15 protein-coding genes and 1 tRNA gene are annotated in these 19,262 nt (G+C 56.0%); 7 read left to right on the forward strand and 9 right to left on the reverse strand.

What is annotated here, in order from left to right:
* The first annotated feature begins 22 nt into the window (after positions 1–22).
* The 3 genes from VM554_13335 (at position 23) to VM554_13345 (ending at position 3,602) form a co-directional block, all read left to right on the forward strand.
* Positions 23–1,636, forward strand: a complete 1,614-nt coding sequence (locus VM554_13335; GenBank protein ID HVJ09357.1) for a glycosyltransferase — start codon at positions 23–25, stop codon at positions 1,634–1,636.
* A 39-nt stretch (positions 1,637–1,675) separates the two neighbouring features.
* A complete protein-coding gene (locus VM554_13340; protein ID HVJ09358.1) occupies positions 1,676–2,632 on the forward strand; it encodes a polysaccharide deacetylase family protein in 957 nt (318 codons plus the stop codon).
* 382 nt (positions 2,633–3,014) lie between these two features.
* Entirely contained in the window at positions 3,015–3,602 is a 588-nt protein-coding gene (locus VM554_13345; GenBank protein HVJ09359.1) for a class I SAM-dependent methyltransferase, read from the forward strand.
* Between the two features lie 61 nt (positions 3,603–3,663).
* On the opposite strand, the gene VM554_13350 is transcribed toward VM554_13345, so the two are convergent.
* The 6 genes from VM554_13350 to VM554_13375 all read right to left on the reverse strand — a co-directional run bounded on the left by VM554_13350 (position 3,664) and on the right by VM554_13375 (position 9,931).
* A complete protein-coding gene (locus VM554_13350) occupies positions 3,664–4,644 on the reverse strand; it encodes a GDP-mannose 4,6-dehydratase (protein ID HVJ09360.1) in 981 nt (326 codons plus the stop codon).
* The gene (locus tag VM554_13355; protein ID HVJ09361.1) at positions 4,641–5,906 is read right to left on the reverse strand and encodes a glycosyltransferase family 1 protein; all 1,266 of its coding nucleotides are present in this window, start codon (positions 5,904–5,906) and stop codon (positions 4,641–4,643) included. Before VM554_13355 ends, VM554_13350 begins: the two co-directional genes overlap by 4 nt.
* Before the next feature lie 76 nt (positions 5,907–5,982).
* On the reverse strand, positions 5,983–6,459 hold the full coding sequence (locus VM554_13360; GenBank protein ID HVJ09362.1) for an acyltransferase: 477 nt from the start codon (positions 6,457–6,459) through the stop codon (positions 5,983–5,985).
* A 130-nt stretch (positions 6,460–6,589) separates the two neighbouring features.
* Positions 6,590–8,020: an oligosaccharide flippase family protein gene (locus tag VM554_13365; GenBank protein ID HVJ09363.1), complete on the reverse strand. Its 1,431-nt coding sequence runs from the start codon at positions 8,018–8,020 to the stop codon at positions 6,590–6,592.
* Positions 8,021–8,119: 99 nt separating this feature from the next.
* The gene (locus tag VM554_13370; protein ID HVJ09364.1) at positions 8,120–8,920 is read right to left on the reverse strand and encodes a glycosyltransferase family 2 protein; all 801 of its coding nucleotides are present in this window, start codon (positions 8,918–8,920) and stop codon (positions 8,120–8,122) included.
* A 237-nt stretch (positions 8,921–9,157) separates the two neighbouring features.
* Positions 9,158–9,931, reverse strand: coding sequence for a glycosyltransferase family 2 protein (locus VM554_13375; GenBank protein HVJ09365.1), 774 nt, complete (start codon positions 9,929–9,931; stop codon positions 9,158–9,160).
* 342 nt (positions 9,932–10,273) lie between these two features.
* Here VM554_13375 and fdnG point away from each other — a divergent pair, with 342 nt between their 5' ends.
* Genes fdnG through VM554_13395 form a run of 4 tightly spaced genes read left to right on the forward strand, consistent with a single transcriptional unit; the run spans position 10,274 to position 15,697 of the window.
* A complete protein-coding gene (gene fdnG, locus VM554_13380; protein ID HVJ09366.1) occupies positions 10,274–13,396 on the forward strand; it encodes a formate dehydrogenase-N subunit alpha in 3,123 nt (1,040 codons plus the stop codon).
* On the forward strand, positions 13,396–14,286 hold the full coding sequence (gene fdxH, locus VM554_13385; protein HVJ09367.1) for a formate dehydrogenase subunit beta: 891 nt from the start codon (positions 13,396–13,398) through the stop codon (positions 14,284–14,286). The genes fdnG and fdxH overlap by 1 nt, the downstream gene beginning before the upstream one ends.
* Positions 14,283–14,906, forward strand: a complete 624-nt coding sequence (locus VM554_13390) for a formate dehydrogenase subunit gamma (protein HVJ09368.1) — start codon at positions 14,283–14,285, stop codon at positions 14,904–14,906. Before fdxH ends, VM554_13390 begins: the two co-directional genes overlap by 4 nt.
* Entirely contained in the window at positions 14,903–15,697 is a 795-nt protein-coding gene (locus VM554_13395) for a formate dehydrogenase accessory protein FdhE (protein ID HVJ09369.1), read from the forward strand. The genes VM554_13390 and VM554_13395 overlap by 4 nt, the downstream gene beginning before the upstream one ends.
* A 55-nt stretch (positions 15,698–15,752) precedes the next feature.
* On the opposite strand, the gene VM554_13400 is transcribed toward VM554_13395, so the two are convergent.
* The 3 genes from VM554_13400 to selA all read right to left on the reverse strand — a co-directional run bounded on the left by VM554_13400 (position 15,753) and on the right by selA (position 19,254).
* A tRNA-Sec gene (locus VM554_13400) sits at positions 15,753–15,848 on the reverse strand.
* Between the two features lie 56 nt (positions 15,849–15,904).
* Complete coding sequence (gene selB, locus VM554_13405; protein ID HVJ09370.1) at positions 15,905–17,824, reverse strand: selenocysteine-specific translation elongation factor; 1,920 nt, start codon at positions 17,822–17,824, stop codon at positions 15,905–15,907.
* Positions 17,821–19,254, reverse strand: a complete 1,434-nt coding sequence (gene selA / locus VM554_13410; GenBank protein HVJ09371.1) for an L-seryl-tRNA(Sec) selenium transferase — start codon at positions 19,252–19,254, stop codon at positions 17,821–17,823. Before selA ends, selB begins: the two co-directional genes overlap by 4 nt.
* Positions 19,255–19,262: the final 8 nt, after the last annotated feature.

Genomic DNA, 19,262 nt, shown 5'->3' on the forward strand with positions numbered 1-19,262 from the left:
GGCCAATTGTTGAGGTTGCAGAATGGGAGACCGCGGCATCGAGGTCGGCAATAACCAGAAAACCGCTGGCTCCATAAGCATTACGGATGCGGATGAAAGCATCGCGGTTGTGCTAACCACATACAACGATGCTGCTTACCTGCAGGAAGCTCTATCCAGCGTCTTCGCGCAGAAGCGTGCAGCTGACGAGGTCATAGTGGTTGACGATGGGTCGGATGTCAGCCCTGCATCTATAATTGCAGATTTTCCTCAGGCAATCTTACTTCGCAAGCCCAATGGCGGCCTGGCTAGCGCTCGCAACCTGGGGCTGCAGAAGGCTCGTTCTCGATATATCACCTTTCTTGATGCAGATGACCGACTGGAGCCGAACGCGACCGCATCCGGCCTTGCCTGCTTCGCCCATAGGCCGGATGCAGCGCTGGTCTACGGTGGCCATCGGCGAATCCATGCGAACGGAGACCGGGCCAGCAACGACATTTATCAAGGGATAAGTAAGGATGCTTATGCCGACATGCTTGCGGGGAATCGCATTGGCATGCACGCAACGGTCTTGTATCGACGAGACATACTTCTGAAGCTCGGCGGCTTCGATGAAGGGCTTCGCAGATGCGAAGACTACGACCTCTATCTCCGTATTGCGCGCAGCTATCCGATTGCCTCCCATCCTGAGACTATTGCGGAATATCGATGGCACGGGCAGAACATGTCCCGTAATACCAAAGAGATGCTGCGGGCTGCGCTTGCGGTGCATAACCGCTATCGTGGCCAAACCCCAAAACAGTGCAGGGCATGGCAGGAAGGGCGGCGTATATGGAAAGCCTGGTACAGCACAGGCCAGTACAAAAATTGGGACATGCATATTGCAGGGAGAAGCGCCGGACAGCGATTCAAGGAGTCCTTGGGCTCAGTGGTGAGATGGATGAAGGATCGGCTTCGTAACAGCCGTCTGAATGCTCTCCGGCCACGGTCCCGCAGCACCTGGCCACCTCGTGTCGGATGCGTCGATTTTGGGCAGCTGTCCAGTACCAGACCTATCAGCCTCGACTTCGGTTGGGATCGCGGTACTCCAGTCGACCGCTACTACATCGAAAACTTTCTGGCCGATCATGCAGGCGATATAACGGGGCGCGTTCTCGAGATTGGGGACGACGCATATAGCCGGCGCTACGGGTCCAAAATCAGCAGGCAGGACGTGCTGCACATCGATCCTCGCCATTCCAAAGCAACGCTATTTGGAGATCTGACTCAACCAGAGGTTCTTCCAGAAGGAGCCTTCGACTGCATCGTTCTGACTCAGACCCTGCAACTGATTTTTGATCTCGAGAAAGCTGTTACGCGCCTTCACGCCGCGTTGAAGTCAGGGGGGATCCTTCTTCTCACCGTGCCCGGAATCAGTCCCATTGATCGAGGGGAATGGGCGAGCAACTGGTGTTGGTCTTTCACAGAGACGTCGATCCGCCGGCTTTTCCAGCAACGCTTTGCCGCTGATGCATTGGAGATCGAGGCGCATGGGAATGTCTTCGCGGCAACAGCTTTCCTGCAAGGAGTAGCACTCGAGGAAGTTGATCGGGTTAAGCTCAACATCCAGGATGAGGCTTATCCCGTGATCATCACCCTGCGAGGCCAGAAGCGCTGAATGCCAACCCCAAGCCTTCTGCCAAGGATCCTTGCCCGATTGCATCGGCGGCGACCGCGACCCTTAATCCTCATGTACCACCGTGTGGTGCGAGTTCAGCACGATCCGTGGGGGATTGCCGTTGACCCGGAATTTTTTGAAGAGCAGATCGATTACGTGAAGCGGCATCGTAGCGTGATGTCCATGGATGAGTTAGTCCAACAACTCAACAGGAAGACCTTGCCGGCGGATGCGGTAGCCATCACCTTTGATGACGGCTACCGCGATAACCTTATCCAGGCCAGACCGGTTCTGGTCCGTCATGGTGTGCCTGCCTGCATGTTCCTCACGACGGGCTATGTCGACCGGAACGTACCCTTCTGGTGGGACGAGCTTGCCGCAATGATCCTCGCGTCAAGGCACTCCATGCATTGCGAACAGGTCTGCGGTGTTGAAACTATCCTCCTCGATTGGCCGGCATTGGACGCCCCCGCCGCTGCGACGAATTCATGGAGAGCATGGGATGAGCCACTTACCGCCAGGCAGAGGGCATATGTGGCAATCTGGCGAATCCTTCAGCGCCTTCCGGAAGAGGAACGCAATGCAACAATGGATTCTCTCCGGCTTCGCTTCGAGGCGATCCCGGACCCTGTAGCGATGCCGATGACGGCACACGAAGTACGCAGCTTTCTCGAAGGCGAACTTATGGCTCTCGGCGCTCACAGCGTCACACACTCCCCTCTCACGAGCCTGAACCGGCTTGAGAGCCGCCGCGAAATTGCGCTCAGCGGACAACAATGCCGTATCCTTGCCGGCGAACGCGTGCACGGTTTCGCTTACCCGCATGGAGATATGAATTCAGAGGTGCAAGGAGATGTAGAGGCTCTCGGCTTCTCCTGGGCATGTTCTACCGAAGGTGCATGGTTGGACCGCGACCAGTTGAATCTCTATGCTCTGCCCCGCATTGCCGTCCCCAACGCTCCATTGCGGACTTTTATCGGCCTGATGAGGGCCTGACTCGCGTCCGGGAAATCTGGCTGCAGATTGCCCATATCGGAGGTCCGTCCTTCCTTCCAAGGCTCCGAGACAGATTTTCATAGAAACTTAGTTCTGCCTCGTTGTAAATTCCAGGGCGAGCAACGCCTGGGCTGTCTTCGACATCTTATCGGCATACCGGAATCGGGCAGCATTATGAAGTTTGGGTGCTTGAACGCAAAGGAGTTCCGTGAACTGTCACATCTGTCAACAATCTGTCACGATGTTCGCGCAATCGACGATTCTAAGTAAGTATCAGGCATCCTACTTCCGCTGTACTGCGTGTGGCTTTATCCAGATAGCAAATCCCACATGGCTGCCGGAAGCTTACTCGCATGCCATATCCAAGCTGGATACAGGCATCATGCAAAGAAATCTTGCGAACGCCGACCTTACATGCGCGGCGATTCGGCTTTTTGCGCCGAATTCCAAACTGTTCCTGGATTATGGGGGTGGACACGGAACCTTCGTCCGAATGATGCGAGATCGAGGGTTCGATTTTCGCTGGAGTGACGCCTTCGCTCAGAATCTCCACGCCCGTGGCTTCGAACACCGTGAAGGAACCAGATACGATCTTCTGACTTCCTTTGAGGTACTCGAACATCTGTGCGAGCCGTTAACAGACCTAGCGGAAATGATGTCGCTTGCGGACAATGTTCTCGTCAGCACCCTGGTTCTGCCCCAACCTGCACCGCAACCCGGGGAATGGTGGTACTACATCCCCAACAGTGGGCAGCATATCTCCTTCTACTCACACGCAGCACTCCAGATCATCGCCGAGAAATTTGGCAGATATCTGGTATCGAACGGATTTATTCACCTATTTTCCAAGACTCGCAACTCGGATAGGATCTTCCGGTTGGTGACAAGGCCGAAGGCGGCTAAGCTGATCGGCGCTGTTGCGAATCGCCCCAGCCTTACCCAGCAGGACTTTAGCGAGTTCGCTGCCTGAGGGCAGCCTGCCGCCGACCAGAGAAGACAGGTAAGGCAGCTTCTCTGGTCTCTCGATCGGACTACATTTTCCCTGCGTTGCGGATCTCTGCGATCTCCGCCTCCAGCATCTTCGCCACAACCTCGGGCATCGAGGACGCCGCCTTCCATCCAAGCTGCAAATCTGCCTTGGACGGATCGACCTTGTTTCTGAGGATGTCGGTCGGCCGCAGCAGATGCTCGTCGATGCTGACAAAATCGTGCCAATCCTTACCCACTAGCCGGAATGCCGTCTCCACGAATTCAACGAGCTTATGGCTCTTGCCGGTCGCGACGATGTAGTCATCCGGCGTGTCGTGTTGCAGGATGGCAGCAATCGCCTCAACATAGTCCGGCGCCCAGCCCCAATCTCTCTCCACATGCAGGTTGCCCAGCGAGAGCCTTCCATCCTGTCCAAGCGCCAGCAACGCGGCTGCGTGAATGATCTTCCTGGTTACGAAGCGGCGTGGCCGCAAGGGAGAATCGTGGTTCGACAAAATCCCGGTGCAGGCGAACATACCGTAAGCCTGCCGGTAATTTGCGACCATCCAGTGCGCCGATGCTTTTGCCACCGCATACGGACTGCACGGATTGAAGGGAGACGTTTCCGTGGCGCAACCCTCTCCTGTATCGCCAAAGCACTCACTGGATCCAGCGTTATAAAACCGGATATTCAGTTCGGAGAGCCGGATGCCTTCGAGCAGGTTCAACGTCCCGATCGCGATACTCTCCACTGTCTCTACCGGTTGTTCAAAGGACAATCCAACGGAGCTCTGCCCCGCAAGACTGAAGATTTCATCCGGACGCAGCCTCCGCAGCAGGCTGAGAATTCCGCCGATATCGCCGGAGTTCAGCGAGACAAGATGAATGGAGTCATAGATCCCCAGGCGGTGCAAATTGGCAAAGGGGTTGAGTTCAGCATCCCGCGAACTACCCCAGACCTCATAGCCGCGTTCCAGCAATAGTTTGGCCAGGTAACTGCCATCCTGCCCGGAAATACCACAGATCAATGCGCGTCGGCTCACTCAGCCACACTCGACTTTCCGGCTGCCTGCGCATATGCCATCTCATTCCTGCCTTCTCTACCCTGCCGCGTCGCCGTGAGAGCGTAGAGTTTCTGAAATTGAACAGCGGTATCGTCAATGGAAAATTGAGACAAGATTGTCTTACCTTTCGCGATCAGGCTCTCTCGTAGCCCAGGCTCATCGAGCATCCGGATCATCAGATTCGCGAGTTCCGTCGGAGCATCGGGATCGAAGTAAAGAGCAGCATCCTGCGCAACCTCCGGCAGAACGGTGGCATTCGAAGAGAGGACAGGAGCACCCGCGTGAAATGCTTCCAACACGGGCAACCCAAATCCCTCGAACTTACTGGGGAAGACCATGGCTGTCGCAGCTCGGAAGATAGATTGCAACTCTTCAGGACTTACAAATCCCAGGAAGTGCAGTTGCTCGCTAACTCCCAGGCTGCGCGCCAACTCATCCAGTTGCCCTCGGTACTCCGTCGATGCACCGGTAAAGTACACATCCACGATCCGCTGATGCTCGCGCTTCAGCAGCGAGAGCGCACGGAAGATGACTTCGTGGTTCTTGTGTGGCCAGGTAACTGCCGGGTAAAAGAAGAATTGTTTCGGAAGTGCGAACTTTTGCGAGATAGCCTGCTGCGCCTCGATAGACGGCTCCGTATAAGCATCAAAGACTGATCCCCAACGTATGACTACGACTTTCTCTGGTGCAATGCCATATTTCTGAATCACATCCTGCCTGGACCACTCCGTCTGGACACACACGTAACGGGCTTGACTGCAGAAGGCCCGGTACTCCAGTTCCCGCCTCTCCCACTCACCCTGGGAAAAGAACTGGGGATAATGAAGATGTTGCAGATCCCATGGTTGATAGATGGAAGGCAGTTCGGTTAGATAGGCCGCCTGAGTCGGAAAATGTACCATGTCAAACCCTTCCGACTCCACGAAGCCATCCGAAGCGGGAACACGGAGCGCCGGTTTGCGCACTTTGCGCGCGATAGCACGAAGCGGCGCGAACGCACGAAGGCGGCTCTTGAAACCGGAGGGCGCTGCTACTGGAATCGTCTGGAGCCGGCAAGGGCCGGAGACATGGGGAGCAACGGATTCGCGCAGATGCTCATGCACGATGAAGGTATACTCCTGCCCGACGTCAGCTGACTTGGAGAGCGCATTTGCGAGCGATAGAACTGCCGTGCCGGTGCCTTGTTGAAAAGACCAAATCCTGCAATCGATTGCAATGCGAACCGTGGGGGTTTTGTGCACGTGATGATCACCAATTGTCTAAGGTTTAGATGCTTCGACTCCGGCCACAGGACAGCCTCTCCAGGAGATTCTGTCGTCACCGTTCTTCAGGGGGGATCTCACGAATCACTCTGGCGGGATTGCCCCCGGCAATCGTCCACGGTGGCACACTCTTTGTAACAACCGCACCGGCAGCTACAATCGCCCCCTCACCAATCTCTACGCCCTTCAGTATAATTGCGTGCATTCCGATCCAGGACTTATTCCCAATCTTTACCGGCCGGGTCACTACACCTGACCAATCCTTTTTGTCTCTCCCCAGATACCAATCCTTAACGTCGTTCATACGCTTGCTCCAGCCAATCGCATGGGAATTGTGGTCGATGATCTCGCAGCCCCATGAAATCTGTACGTCGTCGCCTACCTCAATCCGGGATGCGCAAGCGATCTGGGAACCGCCCATGAAAGTATTGCGGCCAATGTGAATCTCTCCACCTTCCCTCTCAAATACCAGCGTGCCCTCGATAATGCATCCGGCACCAATGCTGAGGCGGTTAGTGGGACGTATGTGCAATCTCCTGCAATTTATTTTTGCTGTATCCGCTATCGTGACACTTGATAGAGCCGTTATTTTTTGGCGAGCGCGTCTCTCCAGCGCCCGTACGAGTAAGCTGCGCATTTTCCTCCTGGTGATACAAGATGGATCAGGACTTCGCCTGTCCAAGGATTGTTGATTGTTGGTAGTTGCGAAGGTAAAGGAACATGGGGATCAGATTCACCAGGACCTGGGTAAGGATGGATCCATAGAGGACGCCGGGAACGCCAATCCGATAGGTCAGATAGATGGAAAGAGAAATGTTAGTCAGCGCTGCGACAACCGCAACCTTCACCTGAAAGGACAAAATCGAAAGGCCATTCAGGAAAGTCGCAAGGGTTGAACTCAAACTCATCAGAACACACCAGATTCCAAGGCCGATCAGCAGGGTCAGTGAGGGATTGATCTTTGGCCCAACCCACAGATGAAGAATCTTCGTTCCAAAGACAACCAGGACGAGGCCCAAAGGAACGGAGATCGCCAGCGAGGTAACGAGAGAGCGGCGCAGAGTCTTACGGATCCAGGCGATATCCTGCCTGGCCAGCGCCTCACCATAGGCTGGCCACAGCGGGCTCATCAGCATCGAACAGAGCATGGATACCTGGTTGAAGAGGCGGAACGGTATCGAGTATTGAGTAACAGCCTCTGGTCCGAGAATCCGCGCAAGTACGATATTGTCGCTGGAATAGCTGACCGCCACCGCAACCTGCAACAGAAAGAAGGCCATGCCCGCGTGCAATAGACCTTTGGAAACGTCTGGCGTGACATAGGACCAGGATGGCAACAACCAGGGCCGCGCGCGGAAGACGAAGATACTTTGCACCAACACGGCCAGCATCGGCGCACCTGCAAGGGCAAGGACGAGCAACATCAAGGACCCGTGCACGTGGATCACCAGCAGTACCGAAAGCAGACCTATGATGCCCCCGGCCGAACCCCAAAGAGATCCTGCAAAACCCTCCTGATATCCGGCCTGAATCCGGCCGATGATACTGGTGGGAATTCCGAGCAAAAAGCATCCGATAAAAGCCGCGACAGCAGGGCCAGCCTCCGCAACTGCCTCTGGCGAATGTACGCGGAAGAACCCGCTCCACGATACAAAGGGATATGCGATAGCAAAGGCAAGCCCGATGATCATCGCGATCGCTGTAAGGAAGAAGAACGCGCTCGATACGTACTGGCGCGCAAGCTCATGGTTGTCTTCGCCATGTGCCTTGGCTATTCCGTTATAGAGTCCGTTTGAGATGCCCAGATCGGAAAACCCAAGAACCGCAATCACCGAACTGATCGCCATCCAGAGTCCGTATCGCTCGGTGCCTAAATACCTGAGCGTCAACGGGACGGTTATCAAGGTTGTTGCCGCAGTGATGACTCTGGAAAACACTGACGCGGCGGTTGTCAGGATTGCGCGCCGGTAGCGTTCCCGAGACCGCCCCTCTGTCGTGGAGGTGTCGAACGGACGCAGTCGAGTCACTGACAATACCCGTCGCACAATATTGACTGGCGAATTGAAGCTCTGATTCAGAGTGGCAAAAGACATTAGAAGCGATTCTCCGCGAGGTGGCGTATTGACATCTGGCTTGCAGATGCAAACCCACTGAGATCAACTGCGTTGGACAGCGATGATTCCGCATATCGATCAGGCACTTATTTTCAGCCGCTTCCGGCATCGTTGCATCAAGGACAGGAAGTGTATTTTCGAGCGATGGATCACGTATACGTGCGCAGGAAGGTGCCTGCGAATCAAGCGAAACCAATCCCGCCAAAAAACCGGGTCGTTTGCTCGCGAACTGATTCCCTTGTCGGAGTAAATCGCAATTACATAAGGGATGTATTGAAAATGAAGTCGCTTGTCACCAAAGCAACACAGGTTAAAGGCATAGTCCGCAGTGATCTTGTAGTCCGTGCAGAAGGATGCGTTTTGAAATGCACAAATAGGGTAAAAGATCGCCTGTTGGCACATGGTGCCTTTTGCGAGTCTCCATACATCGTAGGGGCCGTTCCAGGAAGGGATTTCGCCTGAAGGCAGAACCACGTTGCCATAGTAGACAGCATTGGGATCGGTGAGCACGGAGGCAAGGACCTTCAGATCCACGGTAAGCAAGTCGTCGGAACCCAGAAAATAAACATACTTCCCACGAGCCAACTTGACGGCTTTGTTCATTGCGTCATAGATGCCGTTGTCCGGCTCGCTCATCCAGTAATCGATCGTATCGCTATGCTTTTCCAGAACATCGAGCGTTCCATCGGTTGAGACACCGTCGATTACCAGCAACTCGCACAACTCTTTGCTCTGCGCAGAGACGCTGGCCAAGGCATTCTCAATATCATTTTTGCCATTGCGCACCACGATGATGACGCTAACTAATGGCTGCGTGGTACGGACGTCTCCGCGAGTACGACGGCCACCTTCCACGCGCTGGATTGTATCTGGCTGCATTCCAATAGTTCCTTGTTGCATTGTGCTGAATTCCCTGCACCTTGAGCATAGTTCCCGCATAAGCCGGTTATTTCCACTAACCCCGACGAAAGCGGCAGGAGATGGTTTTGAATCACTCAACAAGCGAAGAGCAAACTGCATCGGATCAATTGCGCGATGCGAAGCGCGGTCCAAAGCTGGCCAACGAGTTGCGATAGCAAAGGGTTCTCCCTTGCAGCCGGCATAATTACAGTGAAATCAGGCACGCTTGATCAGCCTCTTCAGGCGCTGCTTCGAGCTATGAAACAGATAAACGTACGCAGGAAGATACTTACGTATCAACTCGATCCGATCACGCTCAAATACGGGATCGGCAGCTTGCCCGCTTATCCCTGACTCCGAATAAACCGCAATCACATAGGGAATGTATTGAAATCGAAGCCGCTTATCGCTATAGCAGCGCAAGTTGAATACGTAGTCCGCAGCGATCTTGTACTTTGTGGCAAAACCCTCAGCCTGCACTACTCCGAGGGGATAGAAGATCGATTGCTGGCTGATGGAAGATTTGGCCATTTTCCAGGCATTCAGCGGACCCGAGAAGGGATGAATATCGCCGGAAGGCACTCGAACATCACCGTAATATATGGTGTTCGGATCAGTAAGTACGGGAGCAAGCGACTTCAGATCCACGGTAAGCACGTCGTCCGATCCCAGAAAATAGACATACTTCCCGCGAGCCAACTTGATGGCCTTGTTCATCGCATCATAGATACCGTTGTCCGGTTCGCTCATCCAATAATCGATGCTATCGCTATGCTTTTCTATGACATCGAGTGTCCCGTCGGTTGAGACGCCATCGATAACCAGTAATTCGCACATCTCCTTGCTCTGCGCAAACACGCTGGCCAATGCGTTCTCGATATCGTTTCTGCGATCGCGCACCACAATAACAACGCTGACTAAGGGCTGCGTGGTACGGACGTCCCCGCGAGTACGCCGGCCACCTTCCATGCGTTGAGTGCTCGACTGCATCCATAGCTCCTAACCAGAGTATAAAGGCTACCTTCCTGATTATATTTGAATTGATAACCCTTGTTCCCCGTCGAGGACGTGGATTGCTGGAGAGAAAGTGCCGCACCCGATGAGAATGCTTCAGGCGAGCATAGACGCGTTTTGGATGCACTGAAACCGTCTCACGTTGTACGAACCCTTCTTCGGGAATTCGGTCTCACGAACTTCTGCATCTCAAACAAATCACAATTATTTAACACTCCGAAGCAAGGCCCAGATTTCGTCTTGCACGTTTCCTAATTTGTGGCTTACGATCCTGCCAAGCTTTTTGGACGATGGCCTGCAGCCATCAGGAGGTGAAACGTGGAGGTAACCCGGCGCGTTTTTCTCAAAGGTAGCGGCGGCTTAATCGTAGCGTCAGCATTTGGATTCGATCTGCGGAGGGCGCAGGCTCAGGCGCGAGAGTTGAAGATTGCTCGCACTACTGAAACGCGCTCCACTTGCCCGTATTGCTCCGTCAGTTGCGGCGTTATCATCCACACCCTCGGGGACAAGGCCAAGAACGTAACCGCTCAGGTCATCCACGTCGAAGGCGATCCGGATCATCCCATCAATCGCGGCACGCTTTGCCCGAAGGGCTCGTCGCTCTACCATGACATCCTCAACGACCGTCGACTGCTGAAGCCGCAGGTACGTCGTCCGGGCTCGGATCACTGGGAGGACATCCCCTGGGACCAGGCCTATGAAGAAATCGCTCGCCACATCAAGAAGACGCGCGACGAAACCTTTATCACTATGGACGCGCAGGGCCACACCGTGAACCGCTGCGAGAGCATCGCGTGGAATGGCGGCTGCACGGATACAAATGAGTTCAACTACCTGGTCGTGAAAACGATGCGGAGCCTTGGACTCACTTATCTAGAAAATCAGGCCAGGGTTTGACACGGTCCAACGGTCTCCAGTCTGGGGCCCACATTTGGACGCGGTGCAATGACGAATGGCTGGATCGACATCAAGAACACCGACATGATGTTGATCATGGGCGGCAACCCGGCCGAAAATCACCCCTGCGGTTTTAAGTGGGCGATTGAAGCCAAGCGCCAGCGAAATGCGAAGATGATCGTGGTAGATCCACGGTTTACGCGGACTGCGGCAACTTCAGATCTCCATCTGCAGATTCGTGCAGGAGCGGACATCGCATTCCTCGGGGGCGTGATTCACTACGCGCTAGAGAATCAGCGGATTGCTCACGAGTATCTGGTCAACTTCACCAATGCTGCCTTCATCGTGCAGGAAGGCTTCAAACTGCCGGAAGACGGTCTCTACTCCGGCTTTGATGAAGCCACGAAGACCTATGACCGCTCTTCGTGGAATTACGAAGGAAGCAAAGGCTCCTCCAGCGGAGGGGTGAATGCTCCGGCGTCAATGCCTGCGAACGTCGCTTACGATACGACGCTCGAACACCCACGCTGCGTTTACCAACTCTTAAAGAAACAATATTCGCGGTATACGCCCGAGATGGTCGAGCGCATCACAGGAATACCGAAGGACCAATTCCTGAAGGCTGCGGATATGTTCACCTCCATCCGCAAGGATGGGAACACCAAGCAGGTTGCCACGATCATCTACGCGGTCGGTTGGACCCAGCATTCTTTCGGCACGCAGATCATCCGGACAGCAGCAATGCTGCAACTGCTGCTCGGCAACGTGGGAAGGGCCGGCGGTGGCGTCAATGCTCTCCGTGGGCATTCCAACATCCAAGGCGCCACGGATATAGCTGGCATCTTCGATAATTTGCCGGGATATCTGAAAGTCCCCACTCCGGCGGACAAGGACTTCGATGCGTGGATGAAGCGCATCACTCCCACCGCGTCCAAGCCAGGCGAATGGCAATCCTATAACTACTGGTCCAACACGCCGAAGTTTGCGGTCTCGCTGATGAAGGCCCTGTATGGCGATGCCGCCAAGAAGGAGAACGGCTGGGCCTTCGACTATCTGCCAAAGGTGGATCGGGAATACTCCTGGAGCCACATCTGGGACGACATGTACAGAGGCAAGGTCAAGGGCCTGCTGGCATTCGGCATGAACGGGGTGGCAATCGGGCCGAACTCAAGCAAGAATATCGATGCTCTCAAGAAGGCCGATTTTCTGGTCGTCTGCGACATCTATCCAGAGGAAACGAGCGACTTCTGGAGATCTCCCGGCATAACCGCCGATGAGATGAAGAACATCAAAACCGAAGTCTATCGGTTGCCCGGCGCTGGCTTCGCGGAAAAAGACGGAACGTTTGTCAACTCCGCGCGCTGGCTGCAATGGAAGTGGGCGGCTGTTCCGCCTCCGGGAGATGCCAGACTCGATCAGGAGATTCTCGCTCGCATCTTTCTGAAGGTTCGCGAAATGTATCGGAAGGAAGGGGGCAAGTTCCCGGATCCGATTCTGAATCTGACGTGGAACTTCACGACTCCCGAGAACCCGTCCTTGTCTGAGGTCGCGAAGGAACTGAATGGCCGCGCCATTGGTGACGTGGAAGACAAAGCCTCGGGTCCAGTCGTAAAGGCAGGCCAGCAACTTCCCGGATATGCTTACCTCCGCGACGATGGATCGACTCTGTGTGGCAACTGGATCTGGTCAGGTTCGTGGACCGAAGCAGGCGCCATGATACAGCGTCGCGGGACAGAAGATCCTTCGGGCCTTGGAGTTTATCCGAACTGGGGATGGTCATGGCCAGCGAATCGCCGCGTTCTTTACAACCGTGCTTCGTGCGATGTGGCAGGCAAGCCCTGGGACGCGGATAGGAAACAGGTATGGTGGAACGAGGCCCAGAAGAGATGGGTCGGCAATGATGTCCCCGACTTCAAAGCCGATTCCGCACCTTCGGAGCACATGGGGCCATTCATCATGAATGCCGAAGGCGTGGGGCGCATCTTCGCTCCACTCGGCGCCTTCGCCGATGGTCCCTTCCCGGAGCACTACGAGCCGACGGAGAGCCCTATCGCCAATCCGCTGCATCCAGCACAATCTCAGAGTCCCGTGGTCAAGAGGTATACCACGGACATGGATAAGTACGGAACACCGGAGCAGGGGTTCACCATCGTCTGCACGACCTACCGTCTGACGGAGCACTATCACTACTGGACAAAGAACAACCCGATGAATGTGCAGTTGGTTCCAGAGCCGTTCGTCGAGATCCCTGCTGAGTTAGCGTCCAATCTCGGCATCAAGGGCGGCGACAAGGTGAGAGTGACCAGCGCGCGTGCCGCGTATACGGCAAAAGCGATGGTCACACAGCGCATCCGGCCAATGACGATCGATGGCAAGAAGGTGTATCAGATCGGCATTCCTATTCATTATGGCTATCGCGGAATACAGGAAGACGCCGGGAAGACATCCAGGTCGTTGACGAACGCCCTGTCACCCACGGTCACCGATCCCAATGCGTATACGCCCGAGTTCAAGGGCTTCCTAGTCAAACTGGAGAAGGTCTAATGGCAAACGGACCGCTCGAAATCAAAGCCATCTCCGGACACACCGGCACAGTGCCCGGCCGCGATGCCTCCCGGGATTACCCTGTCGCGAAGTTGATCGATGTCACCACCTGCATCGGCTGCAAAGCATGTGAGGTTGCCTGTCTCGAATGGAATGGGTACCCATTTCGAGAAACCGTCTTCGACAACACGTACCAGACCATGCCGGATCTGGAGTGGAATTACTACAACCTGATTCGCTTTAACGAGCATGTTGACGAAGACGGCACGTTAAGTTGGCTGATGCGCAAGGATGGCTGCCTCCATTGCGAGGATCCGGGTTGCCTGAAGGCTTGCCCGGCGGACGGCGCCATCATCCAGTACTCGAATGGCATTGTCGATTTCCAGCAGGACAAGTGCATCGGATGCCAGTACTGCGTTACCGGGTGTCCCTTCAACATCCCCAAGTTCAACTCGGAGACGAAGAAGGTTCACAAGTGCACGCTTTGCTCGGACCGCGTGGGTGCGGGGCTTGAGCCAGCCTGCATCAAGGCCTGTCCAACGGGCTGCCTTCATTTCGGCAGCAAGGAAGACATGCTGGTCCTCGCCGATCAGCGTGTTACGCAGTTGAAAGAGCACACTTCGCACAAGAATGCCGGCGTATACAACCCAGCCGGCGTCAGCGGAACGCACGTGATGTATGTGCTGCATGACATAGAGCACCCCGAAAACTATGGTGGCCTGCCTAAGGATCCGCGCATCCCGCTGCTGGTCCAGATCTGGAAGGGTCCCGTAAAGTGGCTGGGCAATCTCGCGATGGTGGGCGGAATTCTTGGAGTAGCGCTCCACTACATGCGATTCGGCCCGAAAGAAGTGAAGAAGGAAGGCGGGAAGGAGGCGGGCGAGCCATGATCGAGCGCTATACCTTAAAAGAGAGGCTTTGCCACTGGCTCACCGGACTCTCGTACCTTTATTGTCTGACGAGTGGTCTTGCGCTTTATACACCCTACCTGTTCTGGATGGTGTACCCTCTTGGCGGCGGCCCGACCGCGCGCTTCTGGCATCCATTCATCGGTATGCTGTTCTTTGTTGCTGCGATGTGGATGCATAGCATCTGGCGTAGCGACATCCAGGTCACCAAGACAGATCGCGAGTGGCTCGACAAAGTGGAGGATTACGCGACCAATCGGGACGAACTTCTCCCCCCTCAGGGACGCTTCAATGCAGGGCAGAAGCTTTTCTACTGGGCGATGTTCTATGGAGCATTTCTGCTGATTGTTTCCGGACTCTTTATGTGGTTCCCGGAATACGTGCCCTTCAACCTTCGATGGATACGTCCGATCGCCGTCATTCTTCATGAAGGCGCGGCGTTGATCACGATAGGCGCGTTCATCATTCACATCTATATGGGTATTTTCATGGTTCCTGGAAGCATGACGGCGATGATTCGAGGTTGGGTCACGACCGATTGGGCACGTACACACCATCGTCTGTGGTACAGGCGAATCACCGGCCAGGGCCCGAATGCATGAAGGCAAGTCTGGAAGATCGAATTGCCCGGGCCACGGAACTCATCAAGTCTCATCCATCTGCCAGCGAGCTTCTAAGCTTCTACCGCGAACTGGCGCTGTTTCAGAAATCGATCTACGAAGAATTGCGCTCCAGCGATCAGACTGATATGCACGCGCTGTTGCGCCACTTCCCTGCTCTGATCGAACTGGTGCGGCGAGCCGGCCCGGAGCCGCTGGCCAGTTTCGGCGCGGAGCATCTCCGCTCGCCTGAAGAGCAGTGGGAGTTGCTGCTCGAATCCTGGGAAGGTCAGGCCACAGAAGGCCAGTCCGGGGAAGATCAGCCCAGGAGCGATCCGGAGAACTCCGGCGCAGGGCGATTCTATGCCAGGGTGCTGCTGCAACCCTATGCTGAAAATCTGGCCAAACGAGGAACGGTCGACCTGCAGGAGACCACAGCGATCTGCCCATTCTGCAGCGCCCGCCCCGTCGCTGGCGTGCTGCGCGGAGAAGGGGATGGAGCGAAGCGGTGGCTGCTCTGCTCGCTCTGCGCGACCGAATGGCCTTTCCTGCGTGTGGCCTGCCCCAACTGCGGCGAGCGGGATAAGGACATGCTCCCCATCTATACGGCATCGGAGTTCGAGCATGTGCGGGTGGAAGCCTGCGATCGATGCAAGACCTATCTCAAATCCATTGATCTCACGCGGGATGGGCATGCGGTTCCGGTGGTCGATGAACTGGCGACCGTCGCGCTGAATCTCTGGGCAGAAGACCACGGATACTCAAAGCTGGAATCCAATCTCCTTGGTTTATAGATTGGATTTATAAGACGCATCCATCACGTTTGCCGCAGAGAGCGGCGCTTTTTTATGGCGGAAAAGAGTGGGAGTCGAACCCACCAGAGACGTCTGACGCCTCTCATCGGATTTGAAGTCCGCGCGCCCCACCGGGGTGCGTTTCTCTTCCGCAGTGGTACGATCCGTCCGTGATGCGAGGGTAATTATAGCGGACGGCTTTTCCTCTCAGCCATCTCCCAACACTTCTCGTGCCGACCGGAGCAACTGATGCTCGTCTCCGATGCGACGCGTAAATTTAATCCGGTCGAAATACTCTAAAATCTCAATGGCCACGCCGCGGCCGATTCCTGTGCGATCGCGAAGCCTGGCAGCGGTGATCCATCCCTCGTTCGCCGCCGCAATTTCCTCGGTAAACTCAGCACCACGGCGCAAACCGTCCGGCAGGAAAAAGCGGTTCTCGGCTACTCTCACCGCCAGGCCCATGCGCGAAACACGAACCAAAAACGATTCCGTATTCTTCGGATCCATGCCCAGCGCACTGGCGACATCGCGGATGGTTGGCGGCCGCAGAGGATGCTGGTTCAACAATGGCTCCGTCTGCTTCCACAATGCCTCATCCGCCGGGCTGAGTTGCGTCACATGCGTGCTGAGGCGTACGCCGGAGGGTTCGCGTACGATGACGCCTGCTTTCGTTAACTCCGCTGTCAGCGCCGACGTAACCTCCTTCGGCAAGCGGAGCCCTGCATCCCAAAAAACGCGATCTTCATTGGGGATGACGTTGGGCGTCCTGCGATGCAGTAAGGTGAGCGTTTCGACAACCGCGGTCTTGAGCAGGCTCCAGTTCTCTAGCGAAAATCCCAGCACACCGGATGGCGTTACCACGCACCTGGTCGAAGTGCCCGTATAGAGCTCCGCGGCTTCCCGCGCTGTAAGGTTACGGTTCTGCGCGAATCGGGTTAGATTCATTCCGTGCGAAGCGGAGCGCACAAGGGACAAAAACGCGGACCGCGTATCGTCCTGACCCATTGCTGCAAGATAGGCAAGCCGCTCCGGTTTTGCGCGGCCACGAACGGGCGGAAAGATGTCGATGACGCTTCCGCCGCCGATTGTCCTCTGCGCAGATTGATCGCGAAGGATCAGACGATCGCCATACAGCGCGCCGATAGGACGGTCGAGCACGAGTTGTACTAAGCCCGAGGCGCCGGGCGCAATGCTGGAGTCCTGCAAAACCGCAACGCGCCCCGTAACATCTGATGCGCCGAGATGGACGTGAACCGGAGTCCAGTGCGCCAACGGCCGCACCTCGCTCTCGAGAATACGAAGACGCGCATCGAAACGCTGCACAGGTTCCGGAACGTTTCCCGTGACCACCCAATCTCCTCGCTCAATGAGCTTGGGTTTCAACTCCGAGCCTGCCAGATTGATGGCGCAGCGCTGCCCTGCTCTGCCGGTTGGGGATGCAGCGTTCTGTGCGTGAATAGTACGAGCCCGGACTGCGAATCCGGCTTGCAGAACTCGCACCTGCTCCCCTGCCGAGAGAGACCCGGCCATCGCCGTTCCAGTAACGATGAGTCCGGCGCCGGAGACGCTGAACGAACGGTCAATCGCCAATCGGAAATTGCCTGCAGTCGTTTTGGGCTTCCACTCTCGTGCAGTTTGCAGCAGGTACGCCTTTAGACTTTCAATTCCCTCACCCGTCAACGCACTCACGGGGAACATCGGCGAGCCCGCCAAGGTCGTCCGGGAAAACAACGCAGCAACTTCATTCTGAACGTCGAGGACTCGCGAGGCCGTCACCCGGTCGGTCTTCGTAATCGCAACCGCGCCCTTCTGAATTCCCAGAAGATCCAGAATCGACAAGTGCTCCCTGGTCTGCGGCATGGGGCCGTCATCTGCGGCGATGATAAACAGGACAAAATCGATTCCGGCCACGCCCGCAATCATGTTGTGAACAAAACGCTCATGGCCGGGAACATCGACAAACCCGAAGGTCTCGGCTGACTCGATGGGGAGATAAGCGAATCCGAGATCGATCGTCATCCCCCTCTGCTTTTCTTCCGGCAGCCGATCCGCATCCACGCCGGTGAGCGCTTTCACCAGCATCGTCTTCCCGTGATCGACGTGTCCTGCAGTAGCAATGATCATTTGGCGGAGGCGCGAAGAAAGTTGAGTGCGGGTAGCTGGCCGACGAACGCCGATTCATCCTCCAGCGTGCGCAGGTCGAAGAGGAGCGTACCGTTCTGTATGCGTCCAATTGCGGGGATGGGCAACTCGCGGAAGGCGCGTGCAATACGCTCCAGGGCCGCTCCGGAATTGCGCCCCTGCACTACGGGCCGGATCGCGAGACCAGCACTCGGAATCTCGCGCGTGGGCAGTGCGCCACTACCAGGCTGGCTGCCGCAGAACGTTGTTTCCACTGAGGCGATTCCATCAAGCCGGGGAGCAAGCAGATCTCGAAGTCGATCGGCCATGCTGCGAATCTCTTCCACTGGACGCACCAGCAGGCGCAGTGCGGGAAGCCGCTCCGCAAGACGCTCCGGATTTGAGTAAAGACGAAGTACCGCGGAAAGAGCGGCGACCGTCATCTTATCGACGCGCAGAGCTCGTTTGAGCGGATTGCGCTTGATTGCTTTGATGAGAACGGCCCGGCCCACGATGATGCCGGCCTGGGGGCCACCGAGAAGCTTGTCTCCGCTGAACGTTACCAGATCCACTCCATTCGCAATAGACTCGGCTGGCGTAGGCTCATGCGGCATCCCAAATTTCTCAAGACCAACCAGCGTGCCGCTACCCAGGTCTACAACGAGAGGAACACTGCGCTCGTGACACAGCCGTGCAAGATCGGCCTCGGGCACTTCGGAGGTGAAGCCCTCGATCACATAGTTGCTGGTATGAACCTTCATGACGAGTCCGGTCTTGGGACCAATCGCGTCTGCGTAGTCGCTCAAATGAGTTCGGTTCGTGGTTCCAACCTCTCGCAGCCGGCAGCCGGAGCGCGTCATAATATCAGGCAGACGGAACGATCCCCCGATCTCGATCAATTCGCCGCGCGAAGTGGGAGCCTCCTTACGGTTCGCCAGGCTGTTCAGAACCAGCAACACCGCCGCAGCATTGTTGTTCACCACCGTGGCCGCCTCCGCTCCCGTTAAGTCGCACAGAAGCCGTTCGAGATGAACGTCGCGATCTCCCCGCCTGCCACTGACTAGATCGAATTCAAGGTTCGTGGCTTCCCGTGCGGCCAGCGCAACCGCCTCAATCGCCTCTTCTGGCAATGTGGCTCGCCCAAGATTTGTATGGAGCACCGTACCGGTCAGGTTGAAGACTCGGCGTAAAGAAGGCACATCTGCTCGCAGTTGGCCGCCGGCGATTCGAATGAGGGAAAGATCGTCAGGAACGATGGTCGAACTGTTGGCGAGCAACTCCGACCGCACTTGCGCCAGCACGGCGCGGATAACACGGGTCACCGCCGGACGACCAAATTCCGCGATCAACCCTGCGGCCTCGGTCTGCTTGAGAAGACTCTCTACCCCCGGAAGCGATGACAACAGAGAGGACCTTGGGGTAGAAACCAGCATTGCCATCC

This window comes from Acidisarcina sp. (genome assembly GCA_035539175.1).
Taxonomy (GTDB): domain Bacteria; phylum Acidobacteriota; class Terriglobia; order Terriglobales; family Acidobacteriaceae; genus JANXZS01.